This is a genomic window from Staphylococcus sp. FSL W8-1268, assembly GCF_038003965.1.
Classification (GTDB): Bacteria; Bacillota; Bacilli; order Staphylococcales; family Staphylococcaceae; genus Staphylococcus; species Staphylococcus hominis.
The window spans coordinates 91,862-113,782 of record NZ_JBBOQE010000001.1 but is presented as its reverse complement, the minus strand read 5'-3'; the positions used below and the strand labels follow the sequence as shown (position 1 = coordinate 113,782).

The following is a 21,921-nucleotide window of genomic DNA, read 5'->3' as shown; positions in this document are numbered from 1 at the left end:
TGAACATGTTATATGATTATATTTAAAATAAAAAGCATGCATTTCACCATTTTGAAATGCACGCTTTTTTAATCATTATTCTTCAATGTTTGTTAAATCTTCTAAGATTAATTCTGATGCGATTAAGCCTCTGTATTTTGCCCAACGTTCACGGTTTACATCGTGTACACGATCATTTCTAACTGCTTCAATATTTGACCACGCTTCTGATTCTTTTAATTTTTCATAATCTGCTTTGTTATCTTCATCTACCATAATCAATATACGTTCTGGATTGAAGCTTGCAAATCGGTCTGTATCTACTTTTAAGTAATCTGCACCCATATATTCAGGTAGGTGGTTCTCCATATCTTCAGGAATAGAACCATTAAAACCAACTTTTTGCAAGAATTGTCCAACATATGAATGTGATGCATGAACATATAAGCCATCATGTGTTGGTACAGCAGCAATAGTTGATACGTCTTTATCAAGTTTAATATCTTTGCTTAAGTCTTCAACTTTTTCATTGTGTTGAACAACAAGTTCACGGCCTTTATCTTCTTTAGATACGAGTTCTGCAATTTGTTTAAATGTTTCAATACTTTGGTCATAGTTAGCATCAAAACTTTCTAATAATACTGTTGGTGCTGCCGTATTTAATTTTTCAAATATTGATTCATGTCTTGTTTTATCTGCTAGGATTAATTGTGGTTCTGCTTTTTTAATTAATTCTGTATCAGGCTCCAAACGTGAACCAACAGATGTGTAGTTACCTACTAATCGTTTAATAGAATCTTCTAAGTTATTTTTATCTTTGTCATCAGCAATACCTGTGACGTTCAATTCTAATTTAGCTAATGCTTCTACAAAAGAATATTCTAACGCAACAACTGATTCTAATTCATCTGGTATTTCTACGTTAACACCATTTGATTCAAATTCTTTAACCATAATATAAATCCCTCCAAATGAGATGACATTTCATTTTTCATACAATATAGTTATTTACATTTTAGAGAAATTTAAACATTTCATTCTTCCGTAATAAAAACGATTAGTTACAAGAACTAACCGTTTTATTATTACCTATAGCATGTTTAATCTTAATAAATCGATTACGCCTGTTGAAGCACCTGGGAATGCAAAGATAAGTTGATTTAAATCTTCCGCTGTCATATGTTGATTAATAATAAATACAAGTAAGTTTACTAAATCATTGGCAGCATCTGCATAGATTTCAGCACCTACTAAGTGTTTATGTTCATCTAGTACAATATACATTTCAGCTTCTGTTTCATTCTTATATTCGAATACCATTTGTTTACCGAATGGCACATGTTTTACTGTATATTGATCATTTTCTTTTGCTTCTTCTACAGTTACACCAATTTGTGATAAACGTGGAAGCGAATAAAGTACCGAAGGAATAGCTGGATATTTAATTTCATCTTGTACCATACCTAAAATATGTGCAGCAATGTAGTTTGATTCAAACGTCGCAGTTGGCGTTAATTTAGGAATCGTTTTATCTAAAACGTCACCGCTTGCGTAAATATTTTTAACATTTGTTCTTAAGTACTCATCTACTTCAATACCTTTTTTACTATAATTGATACCGACATTTTCTAATCCAATACCTTCAACATTTGGAACTCTTCCTGTTGCATCAAGTACATATTCTGTATTGATTGATAATCCAGATTCAGTTGTTAGTGTAAACGCGTCTCCTTCTTTTTTAACTGCAGCTGTATTTTCATTTAGATAGAATTTAACGCCTTCATCTTCTAATTTTTTAACTAATTTATCTACATGATTACGGTTAAATCCTGGTAAAATCTCATCTGTATTATGAACCACATGAACGTCAGCGCCAGTTTTAATCATGATAGATGCAAATTCGATACTGATAATTCCGCCACCAATGAATGTGATACTTTTTGGTGTGTCTTCCATCGATAAGAAGTCACGGCTATCATGTGTATATTCTTTACCTTCAATAGGTAATTGATTGCTATGTTGACCTGTCGCAACGACGATATTTTCAGTTTCAATAGATTCACCATTTACTTCAACTGTATGTTCATTTTTAATTACACCTGTACCATCATATACATCAATACCTTGTTGTTCAAATAATGATTTTAACTGACCAGCCATTGGATCAATCACTTTATGTTTATAATCCATTAAGTTTGACCAATTTACTTTAAGATTTTGTGATTCAACAATACCAGGATAGTGTGTTGCTTCTTCTAACACTTCAAATGGATTTTCAAGTAAGATTTTAGCATTACAGCCCCAGTTTGTGCATGTTCCCGCAATACGCTCTTTTTCGATAATTGCTACTTCTTTACCTGCATGTTTTAATGTTAAAGCTGCGTGCCAAGCTGCATGTCCACTACCAATAAATGTAACGTCGTATGTTTTCATTTAACTCATCCTCTTCTTTATTTTTTATTGAGTTGTTTCAAACCATGTTCTAATTGTTCTAATACGTCTTTTGCTTGGTTATATTTCGTTTTATCAAAATTTGAAGGTAAACATTCGGATACCGCTTCAAAAACTGCTTCTTGTTGTTGATGTGCTTTTTCAGTAAGTGTCACCATCAGTTGACGTTTATCAGTTTCAGAACGTTCTCTTATGACCCATCCTGATTGTTCTAATCTTTTTAAAAGTGGTGTCAACGTATTACTTGATAAATCAAGTTGCTTACCAATGTCGTGTAATGTCCGTTTATCTTCTTCCCATAAAGCCAGTAACACTAAATATTGTGAATAGGTTAATCCAAATGGCTTTAGTTGTTGTTCATAAAATTGAGCAAATAAGCGACTCACATTATATGCAGAAAAACATAATTGATTCGCTAAAGTCATCTCGTTCTTGTCCAATACAACACCTCTTTTCAATCGTGCAAGATTTATTTTAGTATAAACAATCGCGCACGATTAATCAAATGATAAATATCCAAACATTTCTAAAATGTTGAAGGTGCGGGATAGAATTTATTTTAAATTTGTTGTTTCACTCCCTAATACTTTTGCTATTTTAATTAGAAAAGACTCACTTTCCTTTAATAAAAAGAAAAGTGAGTCTATGATTTACATATGTCCAATCGATAAATATTTATTTCTTTAATCTTCTTTTCGTAGTTTCCCGTATTCTTCCGTTATTAATTCAGATGCTTCACTATTAAGCAGACTTTTAATTTTTTAAAAATAAGACTACCCGCCTACTAAAAAAGATAATATCTGCTCTTTTTATTTCACTTTCAATCCTCTATATCGATTTAAGGTACCGATAAATTCTTGTTTACGTGGTAAGGCAAGATGTCCTGGATGTCCATTAAAATGAGAGAGCGCTTCTAACCCTTCATGGTCAATTAAGTGATACATCTCATTTGTGGCTTGAATTATGGAATTCTGATTATTGATGCCATGACGTCTAAAGTAATCTAACATCACCGTAATAGCGTTTGTCTGACTATCATCCACAAGTTGTTCTAATCCTGTTAGGTTAATAGGCTTATGACCATACATAATAGAATGTAATCCTTTTGCTTTAAAACGTTTTTCTTTTCCTTTTTTAGAGAAAGAATCCGTTAACGGTATGCGGTGAGATAGCATTCCGAATGACTGATCACCGTCAATTTCTCGCTTATAGCCGTCAGTATTCGCAATTTCTTTTGCTTCTTCTGTTACGTCTTTTAAATGATATTCATCCATCATTAACACTTGGTCAGCAACATCAAAATAATCTCCTGAACCGCCCACAATAAGAATAGTAGAAACACTATAATCTTCATATAATGATTTTACTTTATTAGAAAATGGAGTAATGGGCTCTTTTTCAGGAGCAATCAGTTGTTGCATACGACCATCACGAATCATAAAATTAGTAGCTGATGTATCTTCATCGACTAATAATAATGAACTTTCTGCTTCTAAAGCTTCGATTACATTTGTGGCTTGAGATGTACTACCACTTGCGTTTTCTGTAGAAAAGTGTGTCGTATCTTTCTTTCCTGGCAGATTATCAATAAATGGACTAATATCGACATTTTCAACGTTTCGACCATCCTCAGCACGTATTTTCATCGCATCATGTTGAGTCACCACAAATTCTCGACCGTCATGTTGAATGTGATCATATACACTACGCTCAAGCGCTTCTAATAGTGTCGATTTACCATGGTAACCTCCACCGACAATAAGTGTAATTCCTTGTGGAATAGCCATCCCTGTGACTGCCCGGCCACTTGGAAGATTGAATGTATGTTCAAATTTCTTAGGACTTGTGAATTGAATGGCACCTTTCATTGGAGCGTCTGACACACCACTTTTTCTTGGTAAAATTGAACCATTTGCCACAAATGCGACTAAGTGCTCTGTTTCAAGTTGTTGTCTCATATAAGTCTGGTCTAGTTTTAATGCGACTTGTTCGTTCAATGCTTGTTGATTTAAATTTTCGTATCGTATCGCTTTTTCTACCATTTGAGGAATGCCATGTATTATCGTATGTGATGCTGCTTTTCCTAGAATCTTACGTCCAGCTGCTGGTAGTCCAACTTCAATACGTATTTCAATCTCTTTATTATTAATCACTACAGATGTACGTTCGAGTATCTCTTGTCCTGGATGATCAATAAAGATCTTCCCATTTTTACCAGAGCCTTTCACTGTACGATTGAAATGTTTTAACTGGGTATCCACTGTTCGAGTTAAAAAGTCTGAAGTCGCTATACGTTTATCTTTAGTGTCTAATAATTCATTAGGAATTTCAGTCTCATGTTTCCCAATAATGACACGCATTTTTGAAGGTGGCGCAAAAGGATCGACTTGGACATGATCTATAGCTAGACGGAATTGATCAAATTGATATATCCCTTTCGTTCGTTTATAAGCGCCATATTTTTGTCCGTCTAAAGATTTAAGTAATCGTTCTAAATCTTTTGACTGTTTCATCTTAATTCCTCCGTTCATAGCATTGCTTTTTTATGTTTACCCTTTTTTTAAAAAATAAAAAATCACTACTCCAAATCATTGAAGTAGCGATATACATACGTTATTCAGATTTAACACCTGTACGTAATCGTAACTCATGTTCAATTTCAGCTAAACTGCGACCCCGTGTTTCTGGAAGATACTTAATCACAAAGAACATCGCTAGTATGCCAATAGCAGCAAAAATTAAGAATACCCATTCTGTATCTAAATTATGATTTAAAATTGGGAATAATTGTGCAACGATTAACGTACCAAAGTTTAATACTAATGCTGCAATACCTGTTGCTGCTCCTCTTGCACGCGTTGGGAATAATTCAGGTAACATGACCCATAAAACTGGACCCCATGAAATTCCAAAGAACACGATAAATAATGATAAACAAATAATAATGACCCAGGCTGATGATTGAATACCGATTGACCAAATAAGCATCGCCATAATAACCAATGAAGCAATCATTCCGATATTTCCTATAACGAGGAGTTTTTTACGATCGACACGGTCAACAATAAATAATGCCAAAATCGTTACTAATACGTTTACCACACCAATACCGACTGTACCGATAATTGAAGCAGAGCCACCTAGACCTGCTTTAGTAAAAATCGTTGGGGCATAGAAAATAACTGCGTTGATTCCGATAAATTGTTGAAAAATCGCAAAGATACACCCAATAATAAGCGTCGGACGTAACCAAGGTGATTTGATTACTGAGAATGTTGATTCTGATTGAGAAGCTATTTCTTTCATTTCTTTAATTTCAGCATCAATTGCATCTGGATTATATGTAATTTTCATTACGTCACGCGCTGCTTTTTCACTTCTATTTTCAAGAAGCCAACGTGGACTTTCAGGCATAAATGCTACACCAATTAATAAAATTAATGAAGGAACTACAGCTAAACCTAACATCCAGCGCCAAGCGCCCATATCTGCAAAGGCATAGTTCACTAAGTATGCAGCTAAAATACCAATTGTAATCATTAATTGGTTAAGTGAACCTAAAGATCCACGTAGTTCTGTAGGTGCCATTTCAGTAAGATATACAGGTACTGTTGACATTGAACCCCCTACGGCAAGTCCAACAATGGCACGACCAATAATAAGCATAACAATATTTGTTGAAAGTGCTAAAACAAGTGATCCAACAATAAATACCAATGCGATAAATAGTACTAAGCGACGACGACCAATTCTATCTGATAAAGGTCCACTGCCACCTGCACCTACAATCGCTCCGAAAAGCATTGATGACACAACTAACCCTTCCATCGCACCATTATTTAAAGGAATGTCCTTAGGAATATAAAGTAATGCGCCGGAAATAATACCGTTATCATAACCGTAAAGCAAACCTCCTAAAGCACCCAAAATAAAAATCAAATATTTATTTACTTTCATATACTATCCTTCCTTTTTCAAACTAGTAAATATTATACGTATTAATTGAAAGCGTTTCAATGTTTTTTAATTTAATTTAAAAAAGCAATCTTCACATTATAGCTGCAAAGATTGCCGTTCATATTAGTATGATATAAAATCGTTTTCTTTTCTAAGCAAGTAATAATGGACTTGAAAAAATAAGAAAGAAAATAATTGTTAAAAATAACGTGATACTATTAAATACTTTGTTGCCACTCATTAGACCTACAACACTTGAAACCACTGACAATAGCATGACAAAAAAGCCAGGTAAATACCAAAACATATCTGTAAATGTAATCGAAACTGCAAGTAGAAATGATAATACACATAAGATACCAGAAACTATATTCATATTGTTTAATCTCATTGATGTCTTCCTTTCTGTAAGATATGAATCATATTATATACTATATTTACATTTAAATTTACTATATATCATTATTTTTTTAAATATAAAATATCCTATCTAAATAAGAGTATTTTTAATTTTGATTGAATCTCTAAATATTTTTTAAAACAAAGTTAAGAAGTATGATGTATAAGATGCATAAACAATCAAAATTAAAACGTTCATTGTCTTTTAATTATTTTTTACTAAATACTCATTTTTAATGAGTTATATAATTTAGATGGATCCATTTATTATTGATATATTATGAACATCAATAAGGTTAAATATTTCATCATATACAGATATGTCTTCTAAAAGAATATAAAAATGCACCCCAAAAGTTAGATTTTAAGTCCAACTTTTAGGGTGCATATCAGTTTTAAAAATAATAATTTGCTTAAATTAGTGGAATCTCATGCCACCGTCGACAATAATAGTTTGACCAGTAATATAATCAGAATCACTACTAGCTAAGAAACCAACCACATTAGCTACATCTTCTGGTTTAGATAAACGTTTTAATGTGATTTGATCAGTGAATTGTTTCCAACCCCATTCTTCTGGTTGATTATTTTCTTCGGCTAATTTTTTAGCAATACCTTCCATCATAGGTGTTTCAACGATACCTGGTGCAAATGCATTTACTGTAATATCTTTGTCAGCTAAATCACGCGCAGCAACTTGAGTTAATCCACGAACTGCGAATTTCGTACTACTGTATAACGATAATCCCGCATTACCTTCAACACCTGCTTGAGATGTTGCGTTTATAATTTTACCGCCATGACCTAATTTTTCAAATTGTTCTAAAGCCGCTTGAATGCCCCAGAATACGCCTCCAACATTTACTCCGATAACTTGATTAAATTGTTCAGGTGTGACTGTATGGATAGGCGTTGTTGGTCCTAAACCAGCATTATTTACGATTACATTTAACTCTCCAAAATGTTCTACAACTTTACGTGTCACATCGAAAACATTTTCACGGTCAGATACGTCAGCTCTAAATGCGACTGCTTCTTGACCTTCTTTTGAAAGTGCTTCAGCAGCTTTTTTTGCGCCTTCTTCATTAAAATCGACAATAGCAACGTTAAAACCGTCATTAAATAAACGTTCTGCTATTTTGAAACCAATACCTTGTGCCGCACCTGTAACAAGTGCTACTTTTTTAGAATTGCCCATTTACTACACCTCTTAAAGTAATATAACTTTCAATTATTATGTTAGCACTTTGTATGAAAAATACCATGAAAAGTTTGTGAACTTTTGAACAAAGTTTTAACTTTACTCCTTTATTCCATAAATAGTAGCACAAAAGAACAATTTATATATTTTATTTACTAAGGCTATAAACTATCTTTAATGATTAAAACAAGTCTCCTAAAGGGAGACATTATTTAATACCTTTACTTTTATATCTTTTTAAGACGTCCTTCTCAATACCTTCAGACAAACGTTAGTCTACCTTAGGTGTATATTTTCCTTAATAACCTATAGCTAAAGCAATAGACATAGCAACGCTACATATCATTATCCATATTAATATAGGTTTCCATACAAACTTTACCCATTCCGTATAAGAAATTTTACCTACAGCTAGGGCTCCCATTAAAATTGCTGATGTAGGAAATAGAATATTACTGATTGCATCACCATATTGGAAGGCAAGCACTGTCAATTGTCGATTAATGTGAAGTAAATCTGAAATAGGCACCATCAATGGCATAGTCGTTAAAGCTTGACCTGATCCTGATGGGATAAAAAAGTTAAGCATAAATTGCAATATGAACATTGCGATAATGACTAAAGACGAGGGTACATCTGTTAGTAACGTCGTCATTCCATGAACAATAGTATCAATAATTTTTCCATTCTCTAATAAAACGATAATTCCTTTTGCAAATCCAACAATCATCGCGCCAAATAGAATATTTTGCATTCCTTCAACTAAGGCATCAAATGTTCCATTAAAACCAAGCCCACCTACAAATCCAGCTAAAATACCTGCAAGTAAAAAATTGGCACTCATTTCATTAAAGCCCCATCCGAATTTAAAAATACCAAAAACATTAAATATTATTGTGGCCATAATAATGATTAAACTACCTGCTTGTTTTTTACTAAAGTGTTGATATTCAATATCTTGTTGAATAAGTCCTTCTTCTTGTTCTAAATGATATACAATACTCTTCGTCTTATCTTGTTTGACTTTATTTGCATAGACCATGACAGTTGTAATAGCAGTTGCTAGTATAAGGAGATATATGATGGTACGAAGCCCCCAACCAGAGAACATCGGAAGTTCCGCAACAGTTTGAGCAACCCCTACTGTAAATGGATTTAACATTCCTCCACTAAACCCACTCGCGGCCCCTAAAATCACCATAGCTGCTCCTGTCAATGCATCATATCCTAATGTTCGTGCAATAATAATACCAATTGGAACAAAAATAATCGTTTCTTCTGCCAAACCAATCGTAAAACCTAAAATTGAAAAAGCCGTCATAGTTAAAGGAATCATTAAAAAATTCGCTCTTCCTAATGTTCTCATAGCTTTATTGACGCCATTTTCAAATGCACCTGTCTTATGCACAATCCCAAATGCACCACCTACTAAAAATACATAAAATACAATTTCGCCTCCACTTATAAGTCCTTCTGGAATTGCTCTAAAAATATTTAAAAAATTAATGTGTTCTGACGAAATAGTGTGATATGTACCTGACACCACTAATGTTTGTCCATTTTTCTTTTCTCTAACATATTCTCCTGCTGGAATAATATATGTCATAAGCCAAGCAACTAGAATAATAAACATTAATATTGCATAAGTATGTGGCGTCTTTAATTTAAATTTCCCTTCTTTCTTTTGTTCCATAGTATCCCATCCTTTTTTATATGAACTTTGAATATAAAATATATTTATTATCATACCTTATTTATAAGTAAATGATAAGATTACAATTTTTATAACAATTTATTAAATGACATCACTTACTGTTATTTCAAAGAAGACTATGCAATATTTACTATTAAACATGACATACTTCATGATATCCCTACGAATATCATGCTAGATATTGATCGTCAATGCCTTATTCAGAAAAAGTTATCGCGGTGATATTATATTTTATCGTCACTTAAATGATTAAAAGCCATAAATCTTTTGATTTTTGGCTTTTTTATAAGAGCTGTAATGTAATATATAATACTAATAAAGTCATAAATAAGACTGGAACCATTATGACAATACCTGTTTTAAAATAAATGCCCCACGATATTTTAATTGCCTTTTGTGATAAGACATAAAGCCATAATAGTGTTGCTAAAGAACCAATAGGTGTAATCTTAGGGCCTAAATCAGATCCAATCACATTAGCATAAATCATATCTTCTTTAAGTATATGCGCTGCTTGTGATTGACGAATAACAATCGCATCAATGAGCACGGTCGATAAATTATTCATCATATAAGATAATATAGCCGAGATGAAACCTACAATCATGATATTTGTACACAGTCCATGATTGGATATTGCTGAAAATATCTGTCCTAACATACTTATAATACCAACGTTCTTCAATCCAAAGACCACTAAATACATACCAATTGAAAAAATCACAATATTCCATGGTGCTCCTTTAATCACTTTTCTAACTGATACAGCGTTTGATTGTACTGCTAAAATAAGAAAAACGTTATGACAAGATTTAATTTAATCCTCTCACAACGTTTTATTAAACGATAATTTATTTTTCTTCTTTTACAATGTTACCTTTTTCATCTAACTTTTGAATCTTTCCATGTTTTGTTCTATAAGTGCCTAGAATTTCACCTTTTTTGTTACGATAATTCACAATCCAATTCCCATTATGATCTGTCATTTTCACATCATCCCATAAATAACCTGATTTTTTTAATTCTACTTCATCAAAATCAGAAATTAATTGATACACTTCGTTACGATAACGTGTATTGACACTACCAGATTTTTCTAAATCATTTGAAGCTAACGGATTCCCTTTATCATTAGCACTATCAGGTAACGCGTTTGAAATATGCATTTTACTTATAAGTTCTGGTAAAGCTTTATTATCTTTATTATGTTTATATACTTCTTCTAAACTAGCTTCTTTTCCTTTATCAAGTAAATCGTTATAATCCAATGTACCTTTTTGCATACGTCCTACATAAACTGTATCTTTATTAACTCCAATTAGCGCTTGATAGGTACTTTTATCTGGATAAACCGTAAAGAACTGCATATGTTTTGGTGCATGTTTTACTGGTTGTTTCATTTTAACTAATGTAAAATCAACTAATTTATAATTATGTTTGCCCGTAGGTAATCTATATTCATAAATTCCAGTTAGAATTTCATTTTTAGTCAATGTATATTGATCGACACCATCAATACAGAATGCTAATGCTAATCGTTCTTTCGTGGATAATTTAGACGTATTGGTCGATGACGTTTCATCTTTTTTATCTGATTCGTTCTTTTTAGCTTTTTGAACGTTATTTTGATTTGATTTTGATTTATGATCTTCTTTTGAAGATTCATGCGTACTACAAGCAGCTAATAACATCATCATGATACTACCCAAAAATAAAATTTTTTTCATCTATTGGCCCCTCATACATTCTTCTCATTTTATTAATATACTATACATTATTTATACATTATTTGAAGGGGAAGATAAATATAAATTTTGTTAAAATACCACTTTTTCATAAAAGTTGTGTCTTATATAATTAAAAAACTATGTTACACTGTGTACAATGTTTCATTATTGTTTATAGCAATTAAAATTTAAAGGAGTTTAAGCATGAAAAAATTCTCTGCAATCTTAATAACAAGCGCTTTATTACTTTCAGCTTGCTCACATAGTAATGATAATAATGGTAAAAATGAAAATAATACTAAACAAACATCTCAACCTAATAAAAGTGATGACAATCAACAAAGACATACAAAAGTCATTAAAAACGGTCGTACGTATGTCGATGGTGTCTTAATTGTAAACAAAGATATCGGTCTTCCTTCAAATTATAATCCTGGTGAAGATCCAAAAGCCCAACAAGCTTTACAACAATTATTTAGTGCTGCACAAAAAGATGGCATTCAATTATACAAAATGAGTGGTTACAGAAGTTATCCTACTCAAGTACAACTATACAATCGCTACGTTGCACGTGATGGTAAAAAAGCTGCAGATAAGTATAGCGCACGTCCTGGCTACTCAGAACATCAAACAGGTCTTACATTTGACATCGGTGGCGTTAATTCAGATAAAAACTTATATGCAAGTTTCGGAAAAACAAAAGAAGGTCAATGGATTGCGAAAAACGCACATAAATACGGCTTTATTGTGAGATATCCTAAAGGAAAAGAAAAAATTACTGGTTATCAATACGAACCATGGCATTTACGTTATTTAGGAAAAGATACTGCAACCAAAGTATATCAATCTGGTAAAACATTAGAAGAATATGTAGGATTAAAATAATAAATTGCAAAAAAAGAAGAGTCCAGGATTTATGTCCCGGACTCTTCTTTTTAAATAAGTTGGTTTTCTTTTAATTGACTTAACTCGGAAACCACTTTCCGACTATCTTTATTTAAATTTTTAACATATACTTCATTATGCTTATCTTCAAGTTTACGCACGATTGTTTCAATAGCATCTACAGCCGAGTCATCCCAAATATGCGCGTCACTAAAATCTAATTGAATTGTTTCACGTTGAACATTAAAGTCGATTTGGGTCATCATAGTATCAATTGACACAAAAAAGATGGGTCCTTTAAAAACAATAAAATATTGATTATTTTCTTTTCTTGTCTCTACTTTAATATTCGAGATTTTAGTCGCAAAGAACAATGCGCTAAATACAATTCCTATAACAACACCCAGTGCTAAATTGTGTGTAAATAATACAATAACCACTGTTAAAATCATTACAAACACATCTGTTTTGGGTGCATGTTTAATATATTTAAATGAACCCCAATCAATAGTTCCTACAGAAACCATAACCATAATACCTGCTAACACTGGCATAGGTATTTGTATCACTATATGACCAAGCACCATAATCATGAAAATTAAAAATAATCCCGCTGTTAAAGTTGATAAGCGACTATTCGCACCTGATCTTACGTTAATCCCTGACTGCCCTATCATGGCACAACCGCCCATTCCACCAAATAAAGCTGTAATTATATTGGCAATACCTTGTCCACGAGCCTCTCTATTTTTGTTACTATAGGTATTTGTATAATCGTCTACAATCTTAGCTGTCAACAGAGATTCAACGAGTCCCACTATCGCCATAGATAACGAATAAGGGAAGATAATTTTTAATGTTTCTAGATTAAAAGGTACGTGAGGAATAGTAAAGTGTGGTAAAGCTTGTTTAATGGTACCTAAGTCGCCTACTGTATGAATATTAGCACCCATGGTTAGATAAAGTATAGTTAAAACGACAATCGCAATAAGTGGCGCTGGGACTATAGTAAAGAATTTAGGTAAGATAAATACAATTAATAATGTAATCGTGACATAGATATAAGTATCAATAGAAATACCAAAAATATGTTCAACTTGAGATAAAAAAATCATAATACCTAATGCATTCACAAATCCAATCATTACTGAGCGTGGAATAAATTTTAACAATCGTCCTACTTTTAAAATACCAAGTAATAACTGAATCAATCCCATTAAAATGGTTGCTGCAAATAAATATTGCACCCCATAATCCTTGACTAGCGGTGTTACAACCAGTGCAACTGCTGCTGTCGCACCTGAAATCATAGCAGGCCGTCCGCCAACAATCGCTGTAACGGTAGCAATAATGAAAGCAGCATATAATCCTACCATAGGATCTACACCGGCAATAATTGAAAACGCGATAGCTTCTGGAATTAGTGCTAAAGCAACAACAATACCTGCCATTATATTTTTACCAGGATTTTTTAACCATTCGTCTTTTAATGTTTCTGTCATAATCAACGCTCCTTTTTTAACATAGCGCCTATTATAACAGGAATGACAATCTATTTTTAGGGTTTAAGAAAATTTATATAAAAAGCGTGCTAGTCTTTCCAAAATAATCTCTTTAAGACTGCACGCTCACTTAATTACTTAATTATTGTATTTTCTTTTTCATGAATCATTTGAATTATTTCATTATTTTCGTTCATAATCGCTACTTTAGGTGCATGATCGATTAATTCACGTTCGTCCAACTGTACATAAGTCATAATAATAACAATATCATCTACTTCTACTAAGCGAGATGCAGCACCATTGAGACAAATTTTCCCACTACCACGTTCACCCGCAATCACATATGTTTCGAAACGTGCTCCATTATTATTGTTTACAATAGCAACCTTTTCATTTGGAAGAATATCAACCGCATCTAAAATATCGGCATCGATCGTAATACTTCCTACATAATTTAAATTGGATTCTGTGACACGTGCTCTATGAATTTTACTATTCATCATTGTTCTAATCATTTTCTCTATTTACTCCCTAAAATAATATTATCTATTAAACGTGCTTTAGAAAATTTCACAGCTAAAGCGATAAAAATTTGCCCATTTATTTCATTAACAACTTCAAGTTCAGGATAACTATAAATTGCGACTTCGTCGATATGACCGCTTGTATGTTCTTGTAAGTATGTTTTTATTGCACCTACAAGTATATGACTTCGACGTTCACCTTCTGCATACATGTCTTTGGCTAATTTTAGACTTTTACTTAGATAAACCGCTTCTTTACGCTCTTCATCAGTCAAATACACATTACGAGAACTACGCGCAAGCCCATCGTCTTCACGTACTATATCGACGCCGACAATTTCAATAGGATGATTAAAATCGTTTACCATTTTCTCAATAATTGCTAATTGTTGTGCATCTTTTTTACCAAAATAAGCTTTATTAGGACTTACGATATTAAATAATTTATTAACTACTGTAACGACACCATCAAAATGTCCCGGACGTTGTGGCCCTTCTAAGACTTCCCCTAGACGTCCCACCTTTAATGTGATGCCTAATTCATCTGGATACATCTCTTGAGCGGAAGGATGAAATACATAATCGACATGAATAGCTTTAACTAAAGAAACATCCTTATCAATTTGGCGGGGATATGCATCATAATCTTCATTAGGTCCAAATTGTAATGGGTTTACAAATACACTAATGACTGTCACATCATTTTCTTCAACTGAACGTCGCATCATACTTAAATGTCCTTCATGAAGCGCACCCATTGTTGGAATGAAACCTATTGATTGACCAGACGCTTTTATGTGTTGTGCGATTGTTTGCATTTCTTTTACAGTATTAATTACTTGTGTCATTTTTATTAACCTCATCTAATACTTTTTTCTTATACGTATGTGCTTCTGCAGGAAATGCTCCCGCTTTCACTTCTTTATCATATTGCTTCATACCATCAATACCTACAGATAAATCTGCAAACTGTTTTACGAATTTAGCATAGCGTTCTACACCATAATTCAACATATCGTGATACACCAATACTTGTCCGTCTGTATCTTTGCCTGCTCCAATACCAATAACTGGAATGTCTAATTGTTTACTAATTAATCCAGCTAAGTCACTTGGAATAGCTTCTAATACTAAAGCCACTGCACCCGCTTCTTGAACGGCATGTGCATCGCGAATAAGTTGTTCTGCTGCGTCTTTTGTACCACCTTGTAACTTGTAACCCATAACACCGACACTTTGTGGCATTAAACCAAGATGTGCAACAATTGGAATACCAATTTGTGTCGATTTTTTAATGAAGTCAGTTAAATGGGCACCTTCTGCTTTTAATGCATTCGCATTGGTTTGTTGATATAACGTTATCGCATGATTTAAATCATGTTCCGCACTTACGCCTACCGCTCCGATAGGTAAGTCTACAACGATAAATGTATCATCGGCGCCTCGACGAACAGCTTTACCATGATGAATCATATCATCTAAAGTAACTTGAGTGGTTGTATCATAACCTAAAACTGTCATTCCTAGCGAATCACCAACCAGAATCATATCAATATTGGCTTGTTGCGCTTGTTTTGCACTGGGATAATCGTATGCTGTAACCATTGAAATTTTTGTACCATTTTGCTTCATTTCCATAAGTTTTGACAAATTTTTCATTATTTTATCGATCTCCTATAACATTATCTCAATAACATCACGTATAATTATATGTAATATTTTAAAGAAAGGAAAGTTATAAATGCGTATTGCGATTATTGGACCAGGCGCTGTAGGTACAACGATTGCCTACGAATTACAACAAGTATTACCTCATATTACATTACTTGGAAGAACAAATAAGTCCATTCACTTTCAACCTGCAAATCAACATGTCATGGTTAAAGACATTAAGTCTATGGCTGACCCCTTCGATGTGATTATCGTGGCAGTCAAAACGCATCAACTTGAATCTTTAGTTCCAGACTTAAACCGTCTTACTCATGATGAGACAACTATTATCTTAGCTCAAAATGGATATGGTTTACGTTCAACTTTACCATTTAAATATGTCTACCAAGCTGTGGTCTATATTAGTGGGCAGAAAAAAGACGATGAAGTGATCCATTTCAGAGATTACCGTTTGCATATTCAGCATGATCGTCGGACTGAACAACTTAAACGCTATTTAGAACATACTAAAATAGAACTTATATTAGAAGATCACATAGAAACAACGATTTGGTATAAATTACTTGTCAATCTTGGTATTAATTCGATGACTGCATTAGGTGGCAATACTGCACAAATTTTAAAAATTTCGGAAGTCTATCAATTATGCACGCGCTTATTAGAAGAAGGAAAACAAGTCGCTATGGCAGAAGGTATTACATTGCCTAACACGATTGTTGCAGATATTATGCATATCTATGCTGGTTATCCAGATCATATGGGGACAAGTATGTATTATGATGTTATGAATCATCAGCCCCTTGAAGTAGAAGCAATTCAAGGTTTTATTTATCGTAAGGCTAGAACACATCATCTTTCTACCCCATCGTTAGATACAGTTTACGCATTATTACGGTCTCACCATTCTTTATCCATTCAATATTAATGTTAAAATCAATGTTTAACTATTAATATTTTGTCAAATTATATAGTAACAAACTCTATTACAAGCTATATAATTATTTTTAAAAACTTTTTCACTTTAATAAAAGGGAGATATATCTTTGGATAAAGCAACACGTATACTTAATATGTTGACATTATTATTAAATGGTCATGTTGTCACTCAAGAAGACTTAGATCGGTTTACAAATGTCAGCAAAAAATCTATTCAACGTGATATTAATACAATTAATACATTTTTTTATGAAAGTCATTTTTGGAGAAGCAATCATACTAAAATCGTCTATAATTATCAATTAGGCGGTTATGAACTCACACATGATACTACGAACAAACAAAGTCTTGGTGTACTAAGTTTACTCATTAAGTTACAAAGTCTCACACCTATTCTTCATTACGATATTTACAAATTTTTCTTAAATGCGCTGTCGTCTGTCAGAATAGAAGATAAACATATTTTGATGACGATGTTACATCAATTCAAAGTACGTGATGATTTACTTCCTGGAAAACTATTAATGGATCTTCAAAAAGCCATCGTCAATAAACATAGAGTGCGTATTGAAGTAGATCATAACAAAATAACTATTAAACCATTATCTATTTTGTATATGCATTATGATTATTGGTTTACTTACGAATTTCAACATAAAATACATGCTGTTTCTTTGAAATCGATATCATCCTTACACGTTCTAGATACAAAATTTTCTAAAGACTTCGCGAATAATGCAGTATTATTTGAAATGAGTACAACCATTTGGAATCAATTTAAACAACAATTTTCAATTAAAGAGATTGTTTCCCGTAATGAAGACACCATTTTGGCATGGGTAAATTGCACGCGATTTGATGCTTATTATATTGCTTATCAACTTGCCCCTCTAGCAAAAATTATTGCTCCAGAATCATATATCGATAGTTTTATTGAGCGTTTAGATGAAATTAAACGTACTTACACAGAAAACAACAGCTGACCATTAAAATCAGCTGTTGCTTTTTATTAATCAATTGGATCTCCATGTTCATCATATTTTGTTACTACACCGTCAGAAGTAACGATATATGAGCCAACTAAATCTCCATTTTTATCTAAAATTGAGAAGCCCCAATCTCCGTTTTCATCTTGTTCTGGTTCTTTATATGTGTACGTATCAGTATCTAATTGATGACCTTCATAATCTTCTACCTTATCAATGACATTTGCACGTGTTACTTTTTCAGTAGATGAAGATGATTCACTAGTTGTATTGTTTGAATCAGTATATGTTTTTCCATTAGTAAAAACGATTTGATTCACAATCTCCTTATAATTAGAATTCTCACCGTATTTCTCAAGTAAGGTATGGAGATCTAATTCATGACCTGTTTGTGAATTTACAAATTGACTGTATGTGCCTGGACTTTGGGTTGCGATAATTGTAACCCTATCGCCTCCTACTCCAATAAGCGTAGAAAATGAGCCTTTAGCAGGCTGAGTAGCATAGAATTTCATATTACTTGGTGCACCCTCTACTCCATTGTCTAATGCTTCTAATTGATACGTATCTATACTTTTTTGTTCGCCGCCACCGTTATAATTCGCAAAATATGAATGATTTCTTAATTCATTTGCAGTAATAGCATAGTCTGACACTGAAGGATCATTTAAAGCCAACGCTACTTTTTCAGCTTGAGATAAGTTGTCGATATTACTATTTGTTTTATTCTCTCGTTGATTGCTATCATTTGAACTTTTATTACTATCTTGTTGGGTATTATTTTTATGATTATCTGAAGTGTTTTTATTTGATGGTTGGTTACTTTGTGATGTAGTATGTTCTGATTTTTCACTAGAATTATTGAGCCCAATCATATCTCCTAAATCACAACCTGCAAGTAAAGTTGTCGCCGTTATTGCGCCGATAGCTAAGTAATGTTTCTTCATTTATTTCGCTCCTTTTAAAATAAAAAATATATATTCAACTGACAATATTAAACAGACTCTGTATGTCGTTATGAAAAAGTACACACTTCATTATCTAAAGCATGTACTTTTTTATATCAATTACTTAATATGTTGACGTACGAAACGACCAGCATATCCTTTAAATGATTCGCCACCAGACATTTCTTGTTTAGCATAAGCATCCGTTGAACCACCCATTAAGTTATATCCATATGTTCTTAAGCCATACATTTTTGTAAATGTACTATTTAACATTGGTGAGCCTGAAGCGCCTGATCTAAAAATATCTTTCGTTTGAATCTCGGTACCATTTGTTGAAAATTGAGTTACACGAAGTTTATTAAAATAGGCTTTTGTGTTGTCGTTATATTGCCATGGATATCCTAATGAATAAAGTGGCGAATTGAATTTCAATTGTTTAATCTCTGAATCCGTTGCAATTTTAACTGGTTTCACATATTTAGACATATTTTGTTTTGTGTGAACCACTGCAATATCATATTGTGGTACTTTAATCACTTCTGTTGCTTGGAAAACATATGGCATACGACTTCCATCACGATTCATTTGAAATTTAATATATTTCGGAGCCGCTGCACGACCATATTGATCATCGATCACGTGTGCATTTGTTACAAATGTATGAGCCCCAATCACTGTTCCTGTTCCCATAGAATCTTGTTTTCTTACAGATGCATCGCGAGAGCCTTTTTTCCAGCCATTTAAATTAGATACACGACCAATCGCCTTTAAATTATTTTGCGAGGCATTTGGATAGCGTTGAATTGAAATACTGCTGTTACTAATTTTTTTCGCTTTTAAATAGGCTTGATATGAGCCTCTTTGTATACCGTCATAATAATAGTTGGTTTCTACAGCTTTAGCCTCTTGATGTTGGGCGGAATATCCGAGTACACTGGCACCAATAATGACACTCGCTACTAATGATTTACCAAATTTAGATTTTAACATTAATTTGTCCCCTGCTTTCTTCCATTTAGAAATGAATTTGTTTTATGTTTAAAATAAAATATGTACATCAATATTATAAAACAAACAAAGGACAGTATGCGTCTTTTTTATAAAACAATTTATTTTTAACTTTAATTTACATTTATAAAGTATTTACATAGAAAATATTTTTCTTTACAAACTTCAAAATATATAGTATAGTATTAAAGTAAAATCATGGAGGGATACTCAAGCCTGGCTTAAGAGGCTAACCATTTTATGGTTAGTAGGAGCTTTTAGCTCGCGTTGGTTCAAATCCTTCTCCCTCCGCTATCTAAGAAACCTAAGATTAAATTCTTAGGTTTCTTTTTATTTTATATTTTATATATAAGACACTCTTATTTATTTTTCCCATTTACAGGAGTATAATAGTTAAGTTGCGAAATGACGATACACCATATTCATATATCGGAGTGAAAAAAATGGACTTTTGGTCATCTAAAAAAGGAAAAATGCTAGAAATATCAATACTTGGCATACTAACTATCTTCGGCATTGGTTCACAATATTTTTCAAATTTGGCTTATAGTTTAAATCAAGGTATTTTACAAACATCATTTAGTATAGGTTCTCAATATCTCATTATACCTTCTGTGATTGCTAACTTTGCCTTTGCACTTGGCGTGCCACTTGGACATACATTGACACACAAATTCGGGTTTAGACGTAATTTTTTATTCTTTGTAACTCTATTTTTAATCGGCTCGATTATCGGGCTTTTTTCTTTCGACCTAATTATTTTATCTATTGCTAAAGGTTTACAAAGTTTAAGTACCGGCGTCTTATTCTTCACACTTTTACCAAAACTCTTTCTCAACTTCCCTAGACAATACCGCAATGTATTCTTATTAATGGTTATTGTAGGTTTATTTGGCGCAAATGCATTGGGAGGTCTATCAGGTAGTCTATCTTTAGAATTAGATCGTTGGCATTGGATCTTTATTATTAATATTATTTCAGCTATCTTATGTCTTATTTTAGGTTCAATATTCTTAACAAAAGAAGAATATCAACATTCTGAACCTATTCATATTAGTCGTCCTATGATTATTTCATTAGTTCTTAGTACGATTGCTCTTACGCTACCGATGGGGATGCTTACACAAAAAGGGTACGGGTCTCTCTGGGTCTGGCCTATCCTAATTATAGCAATTTTATTCATTGTAAATTTTGTAGTTTTTAATCACGAAGCAAAACATCCATTTGTTCACTTTAAAACGTTATTAACAAAGAAACCATTTGTTGGTGCAACAATGGCTATATCTTCACATTTAGCCTTATTATGTGGTATTGCAGGAATTAATGTGTATATAATTAGAATCTTAAAATTACCTTTCACTATATCTTTACATTTTTATTTATTCTTTTTCATAGGTGTCATTGTGACAGGATTTATTAAAATGTTTATCTATAGTGCAGTGGGAGCTGGTGTTTTAGGCACATTAGGCTCATCAGCATTACTTTATGTCAGTGTTCATTGGATGATTTTACATGATATTGTAAATATTCATTTACTTTATATTCAAGGTTTCCTACTTGGTTTTGGTGCAAGTATGACACTTGTAAGTGGTGCTATGGCAACATTATTAGATGGCGATTTACTTCAAGCTGGTCAGCGTTCTCAAACGATGCACACAATACGTAACTACGCGGCAGCATTTCTTGTTCCAGTGATTGCCTATCTGATTAAATATAATATTCAAAAAGGAACACAATCTGTTTATACAGAAAATATTACAAACACTTCAATTTATATTAAGCGTATAAAAGATATTGCTATTGATGCTGATCATAAAGTATTTCTACTAATGATTATTTTCAATTCGATTATGTTAGTATCATCGATTATCCAAATGTCTCTTGGAAAAGGGAGACGTATTACACCACCTCGTTCGCCTAAAAACCCCGAGTTACATTTGAATATACACAAGTAATGATTTTTAAGGAACAGTTTACTTTATTAGGGTTTCGCTTCTTAGTTTACGATGTTATTACACATTTCAAGTT

General features: G+C 32.7%; 19 protein-coding genes, 1 tRNA gene and 1 pseudogene. 5 read left to right on the top strand and 16 right to left on the bottom strand.

Annotation, left to right across the window (positions count from 1 at the left end; genetic code table 11):
* Window positions 1-75: 75 nt before the first annotated feature.
* The 10 genes and pseudogenes from NST64_RS00565 to NST64_RS00520 form a co-directional block, all read right to left on the bottom strand.
* Entirely contained in the window at window positions 76-933 is an 858-nt protein-coding gene (locus NST64_RS00565; RefSeq protein WP_049417483.1) for an ABC transporter substrate-binding protein, read from the bottom strand.
* 135 nt (window positions 934-1,068) lie between these two features.
* Window positions 1,069-2,412, bottom strand: a complete 1,344-nt coding sequence (locus NST64_RS00560) for a dihydrolipoyl dehydrogenase family protein (RefSeq protein ID WP_107632436.1) — start codon at window positions 2,410-2,412, stop codon at window positions 1,069-1,071.
* 17 nt (window positions 2,413-2,429) lie between these two features.
* Window positions 2,430-2,870, bottom strand: coding sequence for a MarR family winged helix-turn-helix transcriptional regulator (locus tag NST64_RS00555; RefSeq protein ID WP_107632437.1), 441 nt, complete (start codon window positions 2,868-2,870; stop codon window positions 2,430-2,432).
* A gap of 369 nt (window positions 2,871-3,239) precedes the next feature.
* On the bottom strand, window positions 3,240-4,943 hold the full coding sequence (locus NST64_RS00550) for an ABC-ATPase domain-containing protein (protein WP_107632438.1): 1,704 nt from the start codon (window positions 4,941-4,943) through the stop codon (window positions 3,240-3,242).
* A gap of 100 nt (window positions 4,944-5,043) precedes the next feature.
* Entirely contained in the window at window positions 5,044-6,387 is a 1,344-nt protein-coding gene (locus tag NST64_RS00545) for a glucose transporter GlcP (RefSeq protein ID WP_107632439.1), read from the bottom strand.
* A gap of 151 nt (window positions 6,388-6,538) precedes the next feature.
* Window positions 6,539-6,778 carry a hypothetical protein gene (locus tag NST64_RS00540; RefSeq protein ID WP_107632440.1) on the bottom strand — a complete coding sequence of 80 codons (240 nt, stop codon included), beginning with the start codon at window positions 6,776-6,778 and terminating at the stop codon, window positions 6,539-6,541.
* A 426-nt stretch (window positions 6,779-7,204) separates the two neighbouring features.
* Window positions 7,205-7,984 carry a (S)-acetoin forming diacetyl reductase gene (locus NST64_RS00535; protein WP_107632444.1) on the bottom strand — a complete coding sequence of 260 codons (780 nt, stop codon included), beginning with the start codon at window positions 7,982-7,984 and terminating at the stop codon, window positions 7,205-7,207.
* Window positions 7,985-8,285: 301 nt separating this feature from the next.
* Window positions 8,286-9,680 carry a YfcC family protein gene (locus tag NST64_RS00530; RefSeq protein WP_049431629.1) on the bottom strand — a complete coding sequence of 465 codons (1,395 nt, stop codon included), beginning with the start codon at window positions 9,678-9,680 and terminating at the stop codon, window positions 8,286-8,288.
* Window positions 9,681-9,984: 304 nt separating this feature from the next.
* Window positions 9,985-10,500: pseudogene (locus NST64_RS00525) on the bottom strand (ArsB/NhaD family transporter); the annotation flags it as partial.
* A gap of 52 nt (window positions 10,501-10,552) precedes the next feature.
* Window positions 10,553-11,428, bottom strand: coding sequence for a hypothetical protein (locus NST64_RS00520; RefSeq protein WP_002454627.1), 876 nt, complete (start codon window positions 11,426-11,428; stop codon window positions 10,553-10,555).
* Between the two features lie 204 nt (window positions 11,429-11,632).
* On the opposite strand from NST64_RS00520, the gene NST64_RS00515 reads away from it, so the two are divergent.
* The gene (locus NST64_RS00515) at window positions 11,633-12,313 is read left to right on the top strand and encodes a M15 family metallopeptidase (protein WP_002449285.1); all 681 of its coding nucleotides are present in this window, start codon (window positions 11,633-11,635) and stop codon (window positions 12,311-12,313) included.
* Between the two features lie 50 nt (window positions 12,314-12,363).
* Here NST64_RS00515 and NST64_RS00510 read toward each other — a convergent pair whose 3' ends face one another.
* The 4 genes from NST64_RS00510 to panB all read right to left on the bottom strand — a co-directional run bounded on the left by NST64_RS00510 (window position 12,364) and on the right by panB (window position 16,001).
* Window positions 12,364-13,815, bottom strand: a complete 1,452-nt coding sequence (locus NST64_RS00510; protein ID WP_107632443.1) for a SulP family inorganic anion transporter — start codon at window positions 13,813-13,815, stop codon at window positions 12,364-12,366.
* Between the two features lie 134 nt (window positions 13,816-13,949).
* On the bottom strand, window positions 13,950-14,333 hold the full coding sequence (panD, locus tag NST64_RS00505) for an aspartate 1-decarboxylase (RefSeq protein ID WP_002449536.1): 384 nt from the start codon (window positions 14,331-14,333) through the stop codon (window positions 13,950-13,952).
* A gap of 5 nt (window positions 14,334-14,338) precedes the next feature.
* Window positions 14,339-15,190: a pantoate--beta-alanine ligase gene (gene panC, locus NST64_RS00500; RefSeq protein WP_107632442.1), complete on the bottom strand. Its 852-nt coding sequence runs from the start codon at window positions 15,188-15,190 to the stop codon at window positions 14,339-14,341.
* Window positions 15,174-16,001: a 3-methyl-2-oxobutanoate hydroxymethyltransferase gene (panB, locus tag NST64_RS00495; protein WP_002449348.1), complete on the bottom strand. Its 828-nt coding sequence runs from the start codon at window positions 15,999-16,001 to the stop codon at window positions 15,174-15,176. The genes panC and panB overlap by 17 nt, the downstream gene beginning before the upstream one ends.
* Window positions 16,002-16,083: 82 nt before the next feature.
* Here panB and NST64_RS00490 point away from each other — a divergent pair, with 82 nt between their 5' ends.
* Entirely contained in the window at window positions 16,084-16,938 is an 855-nt protein-coding gene (locus tag NST64_RS00490) for an oxidoreductase (protein ID WP_002454623.1), read from the top strand.
* A gap of 118 nt (window positions 16,939-17,056) precedes the next feature.
* Entirely contained in the window at window positions 17,057-17,932 is an 876-nt protein-coding gene (locus NST64_RS00485; protein WP_107632441.1) for a helix-turn-helix transcriptional regulator, read from the top strand.
* Between the two features lie 26 nt (window positions 17,933-17,958).
* Here NST64_RS00485 and NST64_RS00480 read toward each other — a convergent pair whose 3' ends face one another.
* Both NST64_RS00480 and NST64_RS00475 read right to left on the bottom strand, forming a co-directional pair.
* On the bottom strand, window positions 17,959-18,882 hold the full coding sequence (locus NST64_RS00480) for a hypothetical protein (protein WP_002454621.1): 924 nt from the start codon (window positions 18,880-18,882) through the stop codon (window positions 17,959-17,961).
* 120 nt (window positions 18,883-19,002) lie between these two features.
* A complete protein-coding gene (locus NST64_RS00475) occupies window positions 19,003-19,875 on the bottom strand; it encodes a trypsin-like serine peptidase (protein ID WP_002449519.1) in 873 nt (290 codons plus the stop codon).
* A gap of 218 nt (window positions 19,876-20,093) precedes the next feature.
* Between NST64_RS00475 and NST64_RS00470 the strand changes: the two genes are divergently transcribed.
* Both NST64_RS00470 and NST64_RS00465 read left to right on the top strand, forming a co-directional pair.
* Window positions 20,094-20,184, top strand: a tRNA-Lys gene (locus NST64_RS00470).
* Window positions 20,185-20,336: 152 nt separating this feature from the next.
* A complete protein-coding gene (locus NST64_RS00465) occupies window positions 20,337-21,848 on the top strand; it encodes an MFS transporter (RefSeq protein ID WP_037554240.1) in 1,512 nt (503 codons plus the stop codon).
* Window positions 21,849-21,921: the final 73 nt, after the last annotated feature.

What these genes read in the sequence shown, in the direction of transcription:
- NST64_RS00520 (WP_002454627.1), bottom strand. Translation starts at nt 11,428, where the DNA reads ATGAAAAAAATTTTATTTTTGGGTAGTATCATGATGATGTTATTAGCT.
- NST64_RS00480 (WP_002454621.1), bottom strand. Translation starts at nt 18,882, where the DNA reads ATGAAGAAACATTACTTAGCTATCGGCGCAATAACGGCGACAACTTTA.
- NST64_RS00490 (WP_002454623.1), top strand. Translation starts at nt 16,084, where the DNA reads ATGCGTATTGCGATTATTGGACCAGGCGCTGTAGGTACAACGATTGCC.
- NST64_RS00530 (WP_049431629.1), bottom strand. Translation starts at nt 9,680, where the DNA reads ATGGAACAAAAGAAAGAAGGGAAATTTAAATTAAAGACGCCACATACT.
- NST64_RS00540 (WP_107632440.1), bottom strand. Translation starts at nt 6,778, where the DNA reads ATGAGATTAAACAATATGAATATAGTTTCTGGTATCTTATGTGTATTA.
- panD (WP_002449536.1), bottom strand. Translation starts at nt 14,333, where the DNA reads ATGATTAGAACAATGATGAATAGTAAAATTCATAGAGCACGTGTCACA.
- NST64_RS00565 (WP_049417483.1), bottom strand. Translation starts at nt 933, where the DNA reads ATGGTTAAAGAATTTGAATCAAATGGTGTTAACGTAGAAATACCAGAT.
- NST64_RS00465 (WP_037554240.1), top strand. Translation starts at nt 20,337, where the DNA reads ATGGACTTTTGGTCATCTAAAAAAGGAAAAATGCTAGAAATATCAATA.
- NST64_RS00510 (WP_107632443.1), bottom strand. Translation starts at nt 13,815, where the DNA reads ATGACAGAAACATTAAAAGACGAATGGTTAAAAAATCCTGGTAAAAAT.
- NST64_RS00545 (WP_107632439.1), bottom strand. Translation starts at nt 6,387, where the DNA reads ATGAAAGTAAATAAATATTTGATTTTTATTTTGGGTGCTTTAGGAGGT.
- NST64_RS00475 (WP_002449519.1), bottom strand. Translation starts at nt 19,875, where the DNA reads ATGTTAAAATCTAAATTTGGTAAATCATTAGTAGCGAGTGTCATTATT.
- panB (WP_002449348.1), bottom strand. Translation starts at nt 16,001, where the DNA reads ATGAAAAATTTGTCAAAACTTATGGAAATGAAGCAAAATGGTACAAAA.
- NST64_RS00560 (WP_107632436.1), bottom strand. Translation starts at nt 2,412, where the DNA reads ATGAAAACATACGACGTTACATTTATTGGTAGTGGACATGCAGCTTGG.
- NST64_RS00550 (WP_107632438.1), bottom strand. Translation starts at nt 4,943, where the DNA reads ATGAAACAGTCAAAAGATTTAGAACGATTACTTAAATCTTTAGACGGA.
- panC (WP_107632442.1), bottom strand. Translation starts at nt 15,190, where the DNA reads ATGACACAAGTAATTAATACTGTAAAAGAAATGCAAACAATCGCACAA.
- NST64_RS00515 (WP_002449285.1), top strand. Translation starts at nt 11,633, where the DNA reads ATGAAAAAATTCTCTGCAATCTTAATAACAAGCGCTTTATTACTTTCA.
- NST64_RS00535 (WP_107632444.1), bottom strand. Translation starts at nt 7,984, where the DNA reads ATGGGCAATTCTAAAAAAGTAGCACTTGTTACAGGTGCGGCACAAGGT.